Source organism: Polaromonas sp. P1_G1 (assembly GCF_056405595.1).
In genome coordinates this window covers 61,898-77,206 of the sequence record NZ_JBFUBU010000022.1, presented here as the reverse complement: position 1 = coordinate 77,206, position 15,309 = coordinate 61,898, and the positions used below count along the sequence as shown (strand labels likewise).

At 65.9% G+C, this 15,309-nt stretch carries 12 protein-coding genes and 1 tRNA gene; 11 read left to right on the top strand and 2 right to left on the bottom strand.

What is annotated here, in order from left to right; genetic code table 11:
- The first annotated feature begins 2 nt into the window (after positions 1-2).
- Both AC1D1Y_RS13050 and AC1D1Y_RS13045 read left to right on the top strand, forming a co-directional pair.
- Entirely contained in the window at positions 3-692 is a 690-nt protein-coding gene (locus AC1D1Y_RS13050) for a DsbC family protein (RefSeq protein WP_477682691.1), read from the top strand.
- A gap of 38 nt (positions 693-730) precedes the next feature.
- Positions 731-2,545, top strand: coding sequence for a M61 family metallopeptidase (locus AC1D1Y_RS13045; RefSeq protein ID WP_477682695.1), 1,815 nt, complete (start codon positions 731-733; stop codon positions 2,543-2,545).
- Between the two features lie 4 nt (positions 2,546-2,549).
- Here the strand turns inward: AC1D1Y_RS13045 and AC1D1Y_RS13040 are convergent, their stop codons facing one another.
- On the bottom strand, positions 2,550-3,371 hold the full coding sequence (locus AC1D1Y_RS13040) for an enoyl-CoA hydratase-related protein (protein WP_477682690.1): 822 nt from the start codon (positions 3,369-3,371) through the stop codon (positions 2,550-2,552).
- A 123-nt stretch (positions 3,372-3,494) separates the two neighbouring features.
- Here AC1D1Y_RS13040 and AC1D1Y_RS13035 point away from each other — a divergent pair, with 123 nt between their 5' ends.
- From AC1D1Y_RS13035 to mdoH, 9 genes are all read left to right on the top strand, one after another.
- A complete protein-coding gene (locus tag AC1D1Y_RS13035) occupies positions 3,495-4,283 on the top strand; it encodes an enoyl-CoA hydratase (RefSeq protein WP_477682689.1) in 789 nt (262 codons plus the stop codon).
- 126 nt (positions 4,284-4,409) lie between these two features.
- Positions 4,410-4,486 (top strand) — tRNA-Met (locus AC1D1Y_RS13030).
- A gap of 141 nt (positions 4,487-4,627) precedes the next feature.
- The gene (locus tag AC1D1Y_RS13025) at positions 4,628-5,125 is read left to right on the top strand and encodes a hypothetical protein (protein ID WP_477682688.1); all 498 of its coding nucleotides are present in this window, start codon (positions 4,628-4,630) and stop codon (positions 5,123-5,125) included.
- 112 nt (positions 5,126-5,237) lie between these two features.
- Positions 5,238-6,581, top strand: a complete 1,344-nt coding sequence (gene miaB, locus AC1D1Y_RS13020) for a tRNA (N6-isopentenyl adenosine(37)-C2)-methylthiotransferase MiaB (protein WP_477653020.1) — start codon at positions 5,238-5,240, stop codon at positions 6,579-6,581.
- A 32-nt stretch (positions 6,582-6,613) separates the two neighbouring features.
- On the top strand, positions 6,614-8,035 hold the full coding sequence (locus tag AC1D1Y_RS13015; protein WP_477682694.1) for a sensor histidine kinase: 1,422 nt from the start codon (positions 6,614-6,616) through the stop codon (positions 8,033-8,035).
- Positions 8,019-8,702: a hypothetical protein gene (locus AC1D1Y_RS13010; RefSeq protein ID WP_477682687.1), complete on the top strand. Its 684-nt coding sequence runs from the start codon at positions 8,019-8,021 to the stop codon at positions 8,700-8,702. Before AC1D1Y_RS13015 ends, AC1D1Y_RS13010 begins: the two co-directional genes overlap by 17 nt.
- The gene (locus tag AC1D1Y_RS13005) at positions 8,702-10,066 is read left to right on the top strand and encodes a sigma 54-interacting transcriptional regulator (RefSeq protein ID WP_477682693.1); all 1,365 of its coding nucleotides are present in this window, start codon (positions 8,702-8,704) and stop codon (positions 10,064-10,066) included. Before AC1D1Y_RS13010 ends, AC1D1Y_RS13005 begins: the two co-directional genes overlap by 1 nt.
- A 237-nt stretch (positions 10,067-10,303) precedes the next feature.
- Entirely contained in the window at positions 10,304-11,905 is a 1,602-nt protein-coding gene (locus tag AC1D1Y_RS13000) for a glucan biosynthesis protein G (protein WP_477682686.1), read from the top strand.
- Complete coding sequence (gene mdoH / locus AC1D1Y_RS12995) at positions 11,881-13,881, top strand: glucans biosynthesis glucosyltransferase MdoH (protein ID WP_477682685.1); 2,001 nt, start codon at positions 11,881-11,883, stop codon at positions 13,879-13,881. The genes AC1D1Y_RS13000 and mdoH overlap by 25 nt, the downstream gene beginning before the upstream one ends.
- Before the next feature lie 68 nt (positions 13,882-13,949).
- On the opposite strand, the gene ffh is transcribed toward mdoH, so the two are convergent.
- A complete protein-coding gene (gene ffh / locus AC1D1Y_RS12990; protein WP_477653015.1) occupies positions 13,950-15,308 on the bottom strand; it encodes a signal recognition particle protein in 1,359 nt (452 codons plus the stop codon).
- Position 15,309 lies beyond the last annotated feature (1 nt).

The following is a 15,309-nucleotide window of genomic DNA, read 5'->3' as shown; positions in this document are numbered from 1 at the left end:
TCCTGGGCCTGCTGGCCTGCAGCCTGGGTTCCGCGTTCGCGCAGGAAGCCGCGATTCGCAAAAACCTGGCGGAAAGAATGCCCGCTTTCGCCAAGATCGATGAGGTCAGCAAGACGCCCATCAACGGCCTCTACGAAATCCGCGTCAACGAGAGCGATATTTTTTACACCGACGCCGAAGGCAACTTCCTGATCCAGGGCAACCTGATCGACGTGCGGGCCAAACGCAACCTCACCGAAGAGCGCGTGGAAAAACTCAGCGCCATCGACTTTTCCGCCCTGCCCATCAAGGATGCCTTCACCGTCGTGCGCGGCAACGGCAAGCGCAAGCTGGCGGTGTTTGAGGACCCCAATTGCGGTTATTGCAAACGCTTCGAGCGCGACCTGCAAAAAGTCAACGACGTCACGGTGTACATGTTTCTCTTCCCCATCCTGAGCGCGGATTCCACCGACAAGGCCAAAAACATCTGGTGTGCCAAGGACCAGGGCAAAGCCTGGCTTGACCTGATGGTGCGCGACCAGGCGGTCGCAAAGGGCAACTGCGACACCTCGGTGCTGGACCGCAACCTGGCCCTGGGCAGGAAACACAAGATCACCGGCACGCCCACCCTGTTTTTTGAAGACGGCTCCCGCATCCCCGGCGCGATCAACGCGCAGCAGGTCGAGCAGCAGCTGGCTGCCGCCAAGCGCTAAAACGGCCGGGCCCGGACCTGGGGTATTCTGTGCGCAAGATGCCAGGCCCCACACGAAACACCCGCCCCCCAGTCCACTACCGCGTCGAAATCGGCGATCTTCACGCCCATCTCTTTCGCGTCACCCTCACCATCGCCCAGCCCGACGCGCTGCAGCGGGTTTCCTTGCCCGTCTGGATTCCCGGCAGCTACCTGGTGCGGGAATTTTCCAAAAACCTGCAAAAGCTCGAGGCCCGGCAGGCCGTGGGCATGCCGCTGTCCGTGGAGCAACTCGACAAATGCACCTGGCAAGTTCAATGTTCGCCGGCCAGGCCGCTGGTGCTGCGCTACGAGGTGTATGCCAACGACAACTCGGTGCGCACCGCCTGGCTTGATGCGCACCGGGGGTTTTTCAACGGCACCAGCCTGTGCTTGAAGGTGCAAGGCCGTGAAAAGGCGGAGCACGTGCTCGAGGTTCCCGCGCCCAAGGCCCTCAAAGGCTGGTCGCTGGCCACCGGCCTGGCGGCGCGCGAAACCAGCAGACAGGGCTTCGGCAGCTACGTGGCGGCCGACTACGACGAACTCGTCGACTGCCCGGTGGAAATGGGCATTTTCTGGAGCGGCAGCTTCACGGCGCGCGGCGTGCCGCATCGCGTGGTGGTGGCGGGCGCCGCGGCCGGCTTCGACGGCGACAGGCTGCTGGCCGACACGCACAAAATTTGCGAGGCCGAAATCCGCTTCTGGCACGGTGCCAGAAAACCACCCTTCCAGAATTACCTGTTCATGCTCAACGCCGTCGACGACGGCTACGGCGGGCTGGAGCACCGCAACTCCACTGCGCTGATCTGCAAGCGCCAGGACCTGCCGCGCGTAGGCGAGCCCCGCAGCACCGAGGGCTACACCACCCTGCGCGGGTTGATCAGTCACGAATATTTTCACACCTGGAACGTCAAGCGCCTGCGCCCCGCGGAGTTTGAAAGCTACGACTACTCCAGCGAGAACTACACCCGCATGCTGTGGTTTTTCGAGGGTTTCACCAGTTATTACGACGACCTCCTGCTGCGCCGCGCCGGGCTGCTGGACAACGCCGGCTACCTCAAGCTGCTCAACAAGACCATCAACCAGGTCATGCAAACCCCGGGGCGCCTGGTCCAGTCGGTGGCCGAGGCCAGCTTCGATGCCTGGGTGAAGTACTACCGCCAGGATGAAAACACGCCCAACGCCACCGTGAGCTACTACACCAAGGGTTCACTGGTGGCGCTGTGCTTTGACCTCACGCTGCGCACGGAAGCCAGGGAACACCGCCGCGCCAAAGCCGGCACGCTGGACGACGTGATGCGCGCCCTCTGGCTGCGCTGCAAGGCCGGCCCCATGCGCGAGGCCGATTTCGCGGAAGAGCTCGCGGCGGCCGGGCACAGGCCCTACGCGGCGGAACTCTCCCGCTGGGTCCATGGCCGGGACGAGCTGCCGCTCAAGGCGCTGCTGCAGCACCATGGTGTCGCGGTGCTGGAAGAGCCCGCGCAACTGGCCCACCGGCTGGGCCTGCGCGTGGGCGAAAGCCAGGGCAGCGTACAGGTGAAAACCGTCTTGCGCGGCGGTGTCGCCGAGCGTGCCGGCTTCGCGGCCGGCGATGAATGGCTGGGACTGGAACCCGCCACGAAGGCCGCGGCACGGGGCACGGGCGGCGGCTGGCGCATGAGCCGGCTCGACGACCTCACGCACTACGCCGGTGACGCCAAAAAAGTCATCGCCCTGGTGTCGCGCGACAAACGCCTGATGCGGCTGGAACTCGCCATGCCGCCTGCGCTGACCACTTGGCGCCTGGCGGTGCAGGATGCCGCGCTGATGGACCACTGGCTGGGCCCCAAGGCCTGACGGCTTATTCCCCCTTGAAAACCGCCGGCCGTTTTTCCAGGAAAGCGGCCACCCCCTCAAAGTAGTCGTGCGTGCGGCCCAGGGCCGACTGCATGTCGCGCTCGGCATCGAGCTGCTGGTGCAGCGTGCGGGTCACGCCCTCGCGCATCAGTTGCCGTGTCGCCACCAGGGCTCGCGTTGGCAGCGCGGCCAGCCGCTGCGCCAGGGCCATGGCGGCGGCCACCGGCTCGTCCGCCACGTCCCAGATCAGGCCCCATTCCCTGGCCTGCGCCGCGGGTAATTTGTCGCCCGTGAGTGCCAGGCCCATGGCGCGGGCCAGACCCAGCTTTTGCACCAGCAGCCAGCTGCTGCCCGCGTCGGGCACCAGACCTATTTTGCTGAAGGCCTGGATAAAACTGGCGCCCGGCGCGGCCACCGCCATGTCGCAGCTCATCGCCAGCGAGGCGCCTGCGCCCGCAGCCACGCCGTTGACGGCAGCCACCGTGGGCATGCGCAGCTGCAGCAAACGGCGCGCCGTGGGATTGAAGGCCTGGTCGATCAGCGGGCCCGGGTCGGCGCGCTCGACCAGGCCGGGGCCGGGCGAAAAATCAAATTCCGAGAGGTCGGCGCCGGCGCAGAATCCCCGGCCGGCGCCGGTGACCACCAGGGCCCGAACCTGCGCGTCGGCCTCGGCCCGGTCCAGCGCGGCCCACAGCTCGCGGTGCATCCGCCGGGTGAAACTATTAAGTGCCTGCGGCCGGTTCAGCGTGATGACGGCCACACTGCCTTCCGTGGCGTATAAAACAGTGGCGTCGCCGGTGCCGGCGAGGGAAGCGGAATCGGTCATGGCGGGGTGTCTCCTGCCTCGAATCTAGCACCTGCGGCGCTGCCGGACGCAGCCCGGCTCATGGCATCATTGCCCCAGCCATTTCCCCAGCTTCCCCGCATTTCCCGCCAAAGGACTTCTTCCATGAGCTATGAAACCATTGAAACCCGCACCGAGGGCCCGGACGGCCGCAAGGTAGGCATCGTCACGCTGAACCGGCCCAAGCAGCTCAACGCCCTGAACGACCAGTTGATGGACGAGCTGGGCCTGGCACTCAAGGGCTTCGACGCCGACGACGGCATAGGCTGCATGATCCTGACCGGCAGCGAAAAAGCCTTCGCGGCCGGCGCCGACATAGGCGCCATGGCAACCTACACCTTTGCCGACGTCTACAACAAGGACTACATCAGCCGCAACTGGGAGCAGATCCGCAGCGTGCGCAAACCGGTGATCGCGGCCGTCAGCGGTTTCGCCCTGGGCGGCGGCTGCGAACTGGCCATGATGTGCGATTTCATCATCGCCGCCGACAACGCGCGTTTCGGCCAGCCCGAGATCAAGCTGGGCATCATCCCCGGCGCCGGCGGCACGCAACGCCTGCCGCGCGCGGTGGGCAAGTCCAAGGCCATGGACATGGCCCTGACCGGCCGCATGATGGATGCCCAGGAGGCCGAGCGTTCGGGCCTGGTCAGCCGCGTGGTGCCGCTGGACAAGCTGATGGACGAAGCCCTGGGCGCCGCCCTGTTGATCTGCGGTTTCGGCCAGCCCAGCGTCATGGCCGCCAAGGAGGCCGTGAACCGCGCGTTTGAAAGCGGACTCAGCGACGGTGTGATGTTCGAGCGGCGCCTGTTCCATTCGCTGTTTTCCACCGAAGACCAGAAAGAGGGCATGGACGCCTTCGTGAACAAACGCAAACCGGTCTTTAAACACCGATAGCGATTAGGCCAAACCCAGCATGAGCCGCGGAACCGGCTTTGCCGGGCCGCAGGCGGGCGGCCCCCTCGGGGGGCAGCGAACCACGCGTAGCGGGGAGCGTGGGGGTGATATATAATCTTGGGTTTCGGTCGTATAGCTCAGTTGGTTAGAGCGCAGCATTCATAATGCTGATGTCGGTGGTTCAAGTCCACCTACGACCACCAAGAATGCTTTCAAAGCCCCAGAGGGTTCCCTCCCCTGGGGCTTTGTTCTTTGTGTTCTGGGCCTTTGCGGGTTCTTTTTATGGCGCGATCCGGCCATTCTTTGCTATCCTTTTGATATTCAACAGCCTCTGGACACATACCATGAACCGCTGCAACTTCCGTCCGACTCCCTTCCTCGCGGCACTGGCCGCCTCTGCCGGCGTGCTGGGCCTGCCCGCCCTGGCCCAGACCGACCAGAGCAGCCAGGCCGTCCAGGCCACTTCGTCCACCGAAGCGGCCAAGCCCAACGTCAGGCAGTTCCCGGCCAAGGCCGTCCGCGGCGAAATGGTGGTGCTGGCGCCGCCGGTGATTTCCATGGACGGCAAGCGGGAACGGCTCTCGGTGGGCGCGCGCATACGCGACGCCAACAACCAGTTCACGCTGTCCGCGCCCCTGCTGAACAAGCCCGTGCTGGTGAACTACGTGCGCGACAACACCGGCCTGGTGCATGAGGTCTGGATCCTCAACGCGGAAGAGGCCAAGGAAAAGCGGCCCGGCGGCACCGCCACGCTGTTCAACTTCACCACCGACAGCGCCTCCAAGGCGCCCGCGGACAACGGCAAGACGCCGTACCACCAGCTGCCAGCCTACCAGCGCTGATTCGCGCCGCGCCGGGAATCCCCGGCGCATCCGCATTTCGCCCTCCCGGCAGAACTCCGGCAAGCATCCATTCAACAGCGAATCCAGCGGCCAACCGCCACGCCAGCAGATCATGAGTAAAAAAGTCTTTATCAAAACCTTTGGTTGCCAGATGAACGAGTACGACTCGGACAAGATGTCCGACGTGCTCCGCGCGGCCGAGGGCTACGAGCCCACGCAGGACATGGAACAGGCCGACCTGATCCTGTTCAACACCTGCTCCGTGCGCGAAAAAGCCCAGGAAAAAGTCTTCAGCGACCTGGGCCGCGTCAAGCACCTCAAGGAAAAAGGCGTGCTGATCGGCGTGGGCGGCTGCGTGGCCAGCCAGGAAGGCGCGGCCATCATCCAGCGCGCGCCTTATGTGGACGTGGTTTTCGGCCCGCAAACCCTGCACCGCCTGCCGCAGTTGCTGGCCAGCCGGGCACGCCTGGGCAAGCCGCAGGTCGACATCAGCTTCCCGGAGATCGAAAAATTCGACCATTTGCCTCCGGCGCGTGTCGAAGGCGCCAGCGCCTTCGTGAGCATCATGGAAGGCTGCTCGAAGTACTGCAGCTACTGCGTGGTGCCCTACACCCGCGGCGAAGAGGTCTCGCGCCCCTTCGAGGACGTGCTGGTCGAGGTCGCCGGCCTGGCCGACCAGGGCGTCAAGGAAGTCACCCTGCTCGGGCAGAACGTCAACGCCTACCGCGGCCCCATGGGCGGGACCGCCGAGATCGCCGATTTCGCGACGCTGCTCGAATACGTGTCCGACATTCCGGGCATTGAGCGCATCCGCTACATCACCAGCCACCCCAACGAGTTCACCCAGAGCCTGATCGACGCCTACGCGAAACTGCCCAAGCTGGTGAACCACCTGCACCTGCCGGTGCAGCACGGTTCCGACCGCATCCTGATGGCGATGAAGCGCGGCTATACCGCCATGGAATACAAAAGCACCGTGCGCAAGCTGCGCGCCATCCGCCCCGACCTGGCCATGAGCAGCGATTTCATCGTGGGTTTCCCCGGTGAAACCGAGGATGACTTCAATAAGCTGATGAAGCTGATCGACGAGATCGGCTACGACACCTCCTTCAGCTTCATCTACAGCCCGCGCCCCGGAACGCCCGCCGCCGCGCTGCACGACGACACGCCGCACGAGGTCAAGCTGCGGCGGCTGCAGCACCTGCAGGCCACCATCGACGACAGCGTGCGCGCCATCAGCGCCAGCCGCCAGGGCACGGTGCAGCGCATCCTGGTCGAAGGAGCCTCGCGCAAGGACCCGACCGAACTCATGGGCCGCACGGAATGCAACCGCGTGGTCAACTTCAAGGGCCAGCCCCGGCTGATCGGCCAGATGCTGGACATCACCATCACCCAGGCCACGCAGCGCTCGCTGCGCGGCGAAGTCCTGACGCGGGACGTCGCCGTCGCGGCCTGAGGCCGCCGCCCTTGCTCAGGTACTCCACGCGCATGCTGCAACGATTTTCGTTCCGGCAACTGCTGGTGATCGCTTTCCTGCTGATCGCCGCCCTGCTGGGCGCCGCCTCGCTGCGCGCGCTGTTCACCCTGGAAGACCTTTCGCTGCAAAGCCGCGACAACGCCGCCCGGGCGCTGGAACTCAGCGGCGCGGCGCAATCGCTCAGCGAACGCAGCGTGTCCATGGAGCGCACCTCGCGGCAGTCGGTCGTGCTCGACGACCGGGTGCTCAGGGAGCGCTTTGGCGAAGAACTGCGGGAAGCCGGCGACATCCTGGCGACCCTGGCCCGCGAGGACATCCCCGTCGTCAGGGCCCGCCAGTGGCGCGCCCACCTGCAGACGATTGCCGGCCTGCTGACCGGCCCGCCCGACACCGCACTGGACCGCGAGCGCCAGCTGGCGCAGGAGTTCCGCGAGCTGGAAAGCATCAACGCCGCCATCGCGGTGCAGGTGCAGCAAGCCATCCAGCAGCGCAACAAGTCGCTCGAAGGCAAGCTGGAGGCCAGCCGCCAGCGCCTGGCGCAGCAGGTGACCTGGGCCATCGTGCTGGCCGTCGCCATGGCGCTGGCCTTCGGCGTGTGGTTCACCCTGCCGCTTCGGCGCCTGGAAAACGCCATCGTGGGCCTGGGTGAAAACCGGCTCGACCAGGTGATCGCCATCCAGGGACCGGCCGACCTGGCGCTGGTCGGGCAGCGGCTGAACTGGCTGCGGCTGCGCCTGGTCGAACTGGACGCCGACAAATCGCGCTTTCTGCGCCACATCTCGCACGAGCTCAAGACGCCGCTGGCCTCGCTGCGCGAGGGCGTGTCGCTGCTGGAAGACGGCGTGGCCGGCGAGCTGAGCAACGACCAGCGCGAGATCGCGCAAATCCTGAAACACAACACCGGCGTGCTGCAAAGCCAGATCGAGGACCTGCTGCGCTTCAACACCGCGGCCTTCGAGGCGCGCCAGTTGCACCGGCAAAGCGTGGACCTGCTGCAGCTCATGGAAGAGCAGGTCTATGCGCAACGCCTGCAGTGGCGCGCGCGCGAACTGGCGGTCACCGTCGTGGGCGAATCGCTGGTGATGGAAATAGACGCCGAGAAAATCGGCACCGCGGTCGCCAACCTGCTGTCCAACGCCATCCGCTATTCGCCGGCCAAAGGCCAGATCCGTCTCGAACTCAGCCCGCTGCGGGGGTTTGTGCGCATCGATATCCACGACCAGGGCGTGGGCGTCGCGCAAGCCGACCGGGAGCGGATTTTCGAGCCCTTTTACCGCGGCGAGCGTCAGCCGGCCGACGTGGTTCGCGGCAGCGGCATCGGCCTGTCCATCGTCCACGAATACATTGCCGCACACGGCGGAAGCATCAGCCTGATGCCCGACCAACCTGGTGCACACTTCAGAATAGAGCTTCCCCATGCATCCAAGTACTGATTCCCTCCCCCCACGGCTCGCGGCCCACCTTGCCGGCTGCGGCCTGCTGCCGGCCCTGCTGGCATCGGCCCTGCTGACCGCATGCAGCAGCGGCGGCCACACCCCTGAGCGCGGCGCCGACACCGCGGCGGTCCAGGCGGCCCGGGCCGCGGCCTCCGCCGCCCAGGCCCCGCGGCCCAGCGCCAGCCAACCCGCCGCGCCGCTCCCCGAGGCGGTGGTGTTCGCCAGCGGCATGACGCTGCGCATGCTGGCCTACGCGGAGCGCGTGCGCGTCATGCCGCCGGCCGAACTCACGCAGGAAGCCGCGCGGCTGGGCGACGCCGCCAGTCCCGAGGCCCAGATCCAGCTGTCGCTTGTGCTGAGCCAGCTGCGCCAGTTGCCCGAGCTGATACGCGCCCAGGAGTTGCTGGCCCGCGTGCTGGGCAACGCCGACGCCCAGCCATTGCACCCGCTGGCCCGTTTGCTGGCGTCGCGCTATGCCGAGCAGCGCCGCCTTGAAGAGCAACTCGACAAGCAGAACCAGCAGCTGCGCGACGTGCAGCGCCGGCTCGACCAGACCAACGAGCGGCTGGAAGCGCTCAAGGCCATAGAACGCAGCCTGACGAGTCGCCCGCCCGCGGCGCCCGCCTCCGCGCCCGCCGCCAGCCGGCCCCGCGCCGCCCCATGATGAGCGACACCGCCAGCACCATTTCGCCCCACCTGCTCGTCGTGGACGACGATGCGGACATGCTGCGCCTGCTCACCATGCGACTCACCGCGGCGGGCTACCGCGTCACGGCTGTGGCCTCGGCCGAAGCGGCGCTGACCCAGCTTCACATCGAGCGCCCGCAACTGGTGCTCAGCGACGTGCGCCTGCCCGGCCGGGACGGCCTGGCGCTGTTCGACGACATCCGCAAGCAACACCCGTCCCTGCCGGTGATCCTGCTGACCGCGCACGGCACCATTCCCGACGCCGTGGAAGCCACCGAGCGCGGCGTGTTCACCTACCTCACCAAGCCTTTTGACGGCAAGGGCCTGCTCGACAAGATCGCCCAGGCCCTGTCGCTGAGCGCCCCCGCCACCCCGGCCAGGCGCGGCAGCCCCGAAGCCTGGCAAAACCAGATCATCAGCCGCTCCAGCCGCATGGCCGAAGCGCTGGCCGAAGCGCGCATGGTGGCGCAATCCGACGCCAGTGTGCTGCTGCGCGGCGAGAGCGGCACCGGCAAGGAATTGCTGGCCCAGGCCATCCACCAGGCCAGCCCGCGCGCCGGCAAGCCCTTCGTCGCCGTGAACTGCGGCGCCATCCCCGAGGCCCTGCTCGAGTCCGAGCTGTTCGGCCACGTCAAGGGCGCCTTCACCGACGCGGTGGCCAATCACAAGGGGCTGTTCCAGGCGGCCGACGGCGGCACGCTGCTGCTCGACGAAATCGGTGACATGCCGCCGGCCCTGCAGATCAAGCTGCTGCGCGTGCTGCAGGAACGCGTGGTGCGGCCGCTGGGATCCAGCCAGTCGATTCCCGTGGATGTCCGCATCATCTCGGCCACCCACCGCGACCTGGACGCCGCCATGGCCGAGGGCCAGTTCCGCGCCGACCTGTATTACCGGCTCAACGTCGTCACGCTGACCCTGCCGCCGCTGTCGGAGCGCCGCGAGGACATTCCCCTGCTGGCCAACCACTTCCTGTTGAAGCTGGCCGCCAAATACGACAAGCGCCTGAGCGGCTTCGCGCCCGAAGCCCTCAAGGCCCTGAGCACCGCCGCCTGGCCCGGCAACGTGCGGCAGCTCTTCAACGTGGTGGAGCAGGTCTGCGCGCTGTCGACCACGCCGCTGGTGCCGCTGGCCCTGGTGCAGCGGGCGCTGCGCTCGCCCAGCGTGCAGGTGCTGACGTTTGCTGAAGCCAAACAGCATTTCGAGCGCGACTACCTGGTGGGCTTGCTCAAATTGACCGACGGCAACGTGGCCGACGCGGCGCGCCTGGCGGACCGCAACCGCACCGAGTTTTACCGCCTGATGCAAAAACACGGCCTCACGCCAGGCCACTTCAAGGCTTGAGCCCGAGAACTTGTCGCTCTGCCGCTGCGCGCCGTCGCCGGCCAGCGACAGGCATAAGCCCTTGATTCATAACGATTTAACCCAGCATCCGCAGATGTTTGTCGCTGATTGGCGACAAAAACAGCGATTTCTGGTGCTTCTGGGCCGCATTACATTTTGTTAAGTCAAGTATCACGTCCAAGCTGTTGATTTAAAACAGTTTTTTCAAGCTGGCACAGGGTTTGCCCTAGTCATGGCATGCCAGCTTTTTTCCTGCCTTTTTTTGACGCCTCTGTAGGCCTCAAGCGCAGCGCCAACTTTGTGGTGCGGGCTCGAATTGCGGCCTGCGCAGGCCTGGCGATATTGACGCTCGCAGCGGGCCAGGCGCAGGCCTTCGGCCTCGACGATGTTGCCGCCAAGGCGCGCCAGCGCTCGCAAACGCCCTGGCGCGAGGCTTCCCACGCCGTGCCCGCCGAGCTCGCCAAGATGGGCTACGACGACTACCGGGACATCCGTTTCAATGCCGCCAGCACACTCTGGCGCGCCGACAAACTGCCTTACGAAGCGAACTTTTTCCATGTCGGCCGGCACGGCGATTCGGTGCGCATTCACGAAATCACGACAGCGGGCGTGAAGCCCCTTCCTTACGACCCGAGCACATTCAATTTCGGTAAAAACAAATTGTCACCCCAGACCTGGGGCGACCTGGGCCACGGCGGCGTGCGCTTCTTCAGCAACCTCAACTCGCCGACTTACAAGGACGAGTTGGTGGTTTTCACCGGCGCCACGTATTTCCGGGCCCTGGGCAGCGGCCAGCGCTACGGCCTGTCGGCGCGCGGCCTGGCGGTGGACACGGTGGGCGGCGGCAAGGAAGAGTTTCCGCGTTTCACCGATTTCTGGCTTGAAAAACCCGCCGCCGACGCGAAACAGCTGACGGTCTACGCGCTGATGGATTCAGAGCGCATGACCGGCGCCTACCGCTTCGACATCACGCCCGGCGAGCAGAGCACTACCAGGGTTCAGGCGCGGATTTTCATGCGCCCGGCCGCTACCAGCGGCAACAGTGCGCCGGTGGCCACCCTGGGCATCGCCCCGCTGACCAGCATGTTTTTCGCCGGCGAAAACCAGCCCCGGTCCGGCGACTTCCGCCCCGAGGTGCACGACTCCGACGGCCTGATGATGGCCACCGGCGACGGTGAATGGCTGTGGCGGCCGCTGCAGAACCCGTCAACCACGGTGACCACTTCCTTCAGCATGAAGTCGCTCAAGGGCTTCGGCCTCATGCAGCGCGACCGCAGCTTCGTCAGCTACGAAGACACCGAAGCCCGCTATGAACTGCGGCCCAGCGCCTGGGTCACGCCTGTCGGCGACTGGGGTCCGGGCCGCGTCGAGCTGCTGCAATTCAACACGCCCGACGAGACGCACGACAACGTGGCGGCCTACTGGGTGCCCGAAAAAATGCCGACCCCCGGGCAATCGCTGGACATCGCCTGGCAAGTCAGCTGGCAGGGCAAGAACCAGCAACTGCCGCCCAACGGCTGGGCCACGCAATCGCGTCGCGGGATCGGCTTTTCAAAACCGGGCACCGACCTTACAGGCCAGGTCCAGTTCGTCGTCGACTTTGCCGGCCCGGTACTGGACGCCCTGCCCGAGGACGCCAAGGTCGAAGCGATTTCCAGTGCCGACGCCAACGGCCGCGTGCTGGAAAGCCTGGCTTACAAAAACCCCGTCACCGGCGCATGGCGCATGACGCTACGCCTGCAGCGGCTGAACCCGGCCCAGCCGGTTGAGCTGCGCGCCTTTCTTAAACATGACAACCACACCGTGAGCGAAACATGGACCAACCTGATCACACCCTGATACCGTCCGGCGCACGCAGCCTGCTGCGCGAGGAACGTCATCCGAATTCGGTCACGGCGCCGCCGCTGAACCGCGGCTCCATGGCGCCGCGCCCCTGGCGCGGCTTCTGGAATAGCATGGCGACGGCGCTTTTGCTGCCGCTGATGTCTATGTTCAAGGCCGGCGACCCGGCGGCTTCGCGCCCGCTGCCCGCCGCCCGGCCCGAGCCCTGGCAACGCGCGGCCAGGCGCCGCCGCGCGGTGTTCCTGCTGCTCACGCTGGTCAGCACCGTATTGGCAACCAGCATCTTTGCCGACATGCAGCCCGACTACGACAACGCCTGGCTGCAGTACGGCCAGATCACTTTGTTCGCGTTGCTGTCGGCATGGGTGGTGACCGGTTTCATGACCGCCATGATGGGTTTTTACGTCACCATCTTCGGCGACAAGCACGCGCTGTCGGCCAAAAAAGTCCAGCACTACCCGCTGGACGCGTCCACGCGCACCGCGATCATCATGCCGATCTGCAACGAGGACGTGCGAACCGTGTTTGCCGGCCTGCGCGCCACCTGCGAGTCGGTTGCGATGACCGGCCATGTGCAAAGCTTCGACGTGTTCGTGCTGTCGGACAGCAACAACCCGGCCATCATCAAGGCCGAGCGCGCCGCCTGGGAAGACCTGCGCACCCAGCTGGCCGGCCATCCGGACCAGCCGCAGATCGAGGTCTACTACCGCCTGCGCAAGCGCCGCACCGACCGCAAGGCCGGCAACGTGGCCGACTTCTGCCGCCGCTGGGGCAAGGACTACCGCTACATGGTGGTGCTGGACGCCGACAGCGTGATGAGCGGCGACTGCCTGGTCTCCATGGTCAAGCTGATGGAAGCCAATCCCAGGGCCGGCATCATCCAGACCGCCACCCAGGCCATAGGCCACGTGACGCTGCATGCGCGCGCGCAGCAATTCGCCTCGCGCGTGACGGGCCGCCTGTTCACGCTTGGCATGCAGTTCTGGCAGATGGGCGAGTCCCACTACTGGGGCCACAATGCCATCATCCGGATCGAGCCCTTCATGAAGCATTGCGCGCTGGCCCACATCCCGGGCACCGGCGGCATGGCCGGCAGCATCATGTCGCACGACTTCGTCGAAGCCGCGCTGATGCGCCGCGCCGGCTATCACGTCTGGCTGGTGGGCGACCTGGTCGGTAGCTACGAACAGCAGCCGCCCGACCTGCTGGCCGAACTGCAACGCGACCGCCGCTGGTGCCAGGGCAACCTGCAGAACTCGCGCCTGATCGCCGAGCCGGGCATACACCCGGTGCACCGCTCGATGTTCGGCACCGGCGCCATGGCCTACCTGTCGGCGCCGCTGTGGCTGTGCTTCCTGACCCTGGGCACCGCGCTGTGGCTGTCGGGCTCGCCCATGATCGCCGACTGGACCCTGTTGCCCGGTGAGCTGATGTCGCTGTGGGCCTGGACGCTGTGCATGCTGTTCCTGCCGCGCATCCTGGGCATTGCCGCCGTACTGATCAACCGCCAGCAGCAGTCTTACGGCGGCACCGCCAGCCTGCTGCGCAGCGCGCTGCTGGAAACCCTGATCGCCCTGCTGCAGGCGCCCATCCGCATGCTGGCGCATTCGCTGTTCGTGGTGGTGGCGCTGACCGGCCTGAAGCTCGAATGGAAGTCGCCCCCGCGCGAAGCGGCCGCCGTGCCCTGGCGCCACGCGCTGGCGCAGTTGGCGCCCATGTCCGGCGTGATCGCGCTGCTGGCCGTCGGCATCGCCGTGATCGACGCGCGCGCGCTGGTCTGGCTGATCCCGGTGGGCCTGCCACTGCTGCTGTCCATCCCGATGACGGTGCTCACCAGCAAGGTCGGCGTGGGCACGGCACTGCGCGCGCAAAACTACCTGCTGATTCCGGAAGAAACCCGCTCACCGGCCGTGCTGCGCCGCGCCTGGCTGCATGCCAGCCGGCTGGCCAAGCCGCTGCTGAACACGGCCTGAGTCCGGAACACCCATAAAAAAAAGCCGCTTTGAGCGGCTTTTTTTATTGAGCAACAGCAACAGCTCTTTTAGAACTTCGGCATTCCCTTCATGCCGCCCATGCGCTTCATCATCTTCATCATGCCGCTGCCCTTCATCTTTTTCATCATGCCCTGCATCTGCTCGAACTCGTTGAGCAGGCGGTTGACTTCCTGAACGTGCACGCCTGAACCGGCGGCGATGCGGCGCTTGCGCGTAGCCTTGATGAGTTCGGGCTTGCGGCGCTCCAGCGGCGTCATGCTCTGGATGATGCCTTCCTTGCGCTTGATGTCTCTCTCGGCCTTGTCCATGTCGACCTGGCCGGCCTTGGCGCTCATCTGCGCGGGCAGTTTGTCGAGCAGGCTGGACAGGCCGCCCATGTTCTTCATCTGCTGCAGCTGGCCCAGGAAGTCATTGAGGTCAAAGGCGTCGCCCGACTTGATCTTGGCTGCGAGCTTCTGGGCGGACGCCATGTCCACGCCGGCAGCCACCTGCTCGACCAGCGCCACGATGTCACCCATGCCCAGGATGCGGCCGGCATGGCGTTCGGCGTCGAACACCTCCAGGCCGTCGATCTTCTCGCTGGTGCCCGAGAACTTGATGGGCGCGCCGGTGATCTGACGCACGCTGAGTGCCGCGCCACCGCGCGAATCGCCGTCGGTCTTGGTCAGGATGATGCCGGTCAGCGGCAGCGCTTCCTTGAAGGCCTTGGCGGTGTTGACCGCGTCCTGGCCCTGCATGGCGTCGACGACGAACAGGGTTTCGACCGGGTTCAGGATGGCATGCAGCTCCTTGATTTCCGCCATCAGGGCTTCGTCAATCGCCAGGCGGCCGGCCGTGTCGACCAGCAGCACGTCGAAGAAATGCCTGCGGGCGTAGTCGATGGCGGCGCGGGCGATGTCGGCCGGTTTCTGGTCGGGCGTGCTGGGAAACCATTCGGCGCCGGCCTGTTTGGTGACTGTCTTGAGCTGTTCGATGGCCGCGGGGCGGTAAACGTCGCCCGACACCGTCAGCACCTTCTTCTTGCGCTTTTCGATCAGGTGCTTTGCCAGCTTGGCCGTCGTGGTGGTTTTACCCGCGCCCTGCAGGCCGGCCATCAGGATGACCGCCGGCGGCTGAGCCGCCAGGTTGATGTCGCTCACGCCTTCGCCCATGGTGGCGGCGAGTTCGCGGTTGACGATGCCGACCAGCGCCTGGCCCGGCGAGAGCGAGCCCATCACCTCCTGGCCCAGCGCTTTTTCCTTGACCCGGGCGACGAAGTCGCGCACCACCGGCAAGGCCACGTCGGCCTCCAACAGCGCCATGCGCACCTCGCGCAGCATGTCCTGCACATTGGATTCGGTGATGCGGGCCTGGCCTCGCATTTCCTTGACGAGGCGGGATAACTTGTCGGTAAGGGCTGAAGCCATG

Bases quoted from the DNA above. Each gene is read 5' to 3' on its own strand.
- AC1D1Y_RS13025 (WP_477682688.1), top strand. From the start codon at position 4,628: ATGAACCGCTGCAACTTCCGTCCGACTCCCTTCCTCGCGGCACTGGCC.
- mdoH (WP_477682685.1), top strand. From the start codon at position 11,881: ATGGACCAACCTGATCACACCCTGATACCGTCCGGCGCACGCAGCCTG.
- AC1D1Y_RS13040 (WP_477682690.1), bottom strand. From the start codon at position 3,371: ATGACCGATTCCGCTTCCCTCGCCGGCACCGGCGACGCCACTGTTTTA.
- miaB (WP_477653020.1), top strand. From the start codon at position 5,238: ATGAGTAAAAAAGTCTTTATCAAAACCTTTGGTTGCCAGATGAACGAG.
- AC1D1Y_RS13015 (WP_477682694.1), top strand. From the start codon at position 6,614: ATGCTGCAACGATTTTCGTTCCGGCAACTGCTGGTGATCGCTTTCCTG.
- AC1D1Y_RS13045 (WP_477682695.1), top strand. From the start codon at position 731: ATGCCAGGCCCCACACGAAACACCCGCCCCCCAGTCCACTACCGCGTC.
- AC1D1Y_RS13005 (WP_477682693.1), top strand. From the start codon at position 8,702: ATGAGCGACACCGCCAGCACCATTTCGCCCCACCTGCTCGTCGTGGAC.
- AC1D1Y_RS13010 (WP_477682687.1), top strand. From the start codon at position 8,019: ATGCATCCAAGTACTGATTCCCTCCCCCCACGGCTCGCGGCCCACCTT.
- AC1D1Y_RS13000 (WP_477682686.1), top strand. From the start codon at position 10,304: ATGCCAGCTTTTTTCCTGCCTTTTTTTGACGCCTCTGTAGGCCTCAAG.
- ffh (WP_477653015.1), bottom strand. From the start codon at position 15,308: ATGGCTTCAGCCCTTACCGACAAGTTATCCCGCCTCGTCAAGGAAATG.
- AC1D1Y_RS13035 (WP_477682689.1), top strand. From the start codon at position 3,495: ATGAGCTATGAAACCATTGAAACCCGCACCGAGGGCCCGGACGGCCGC.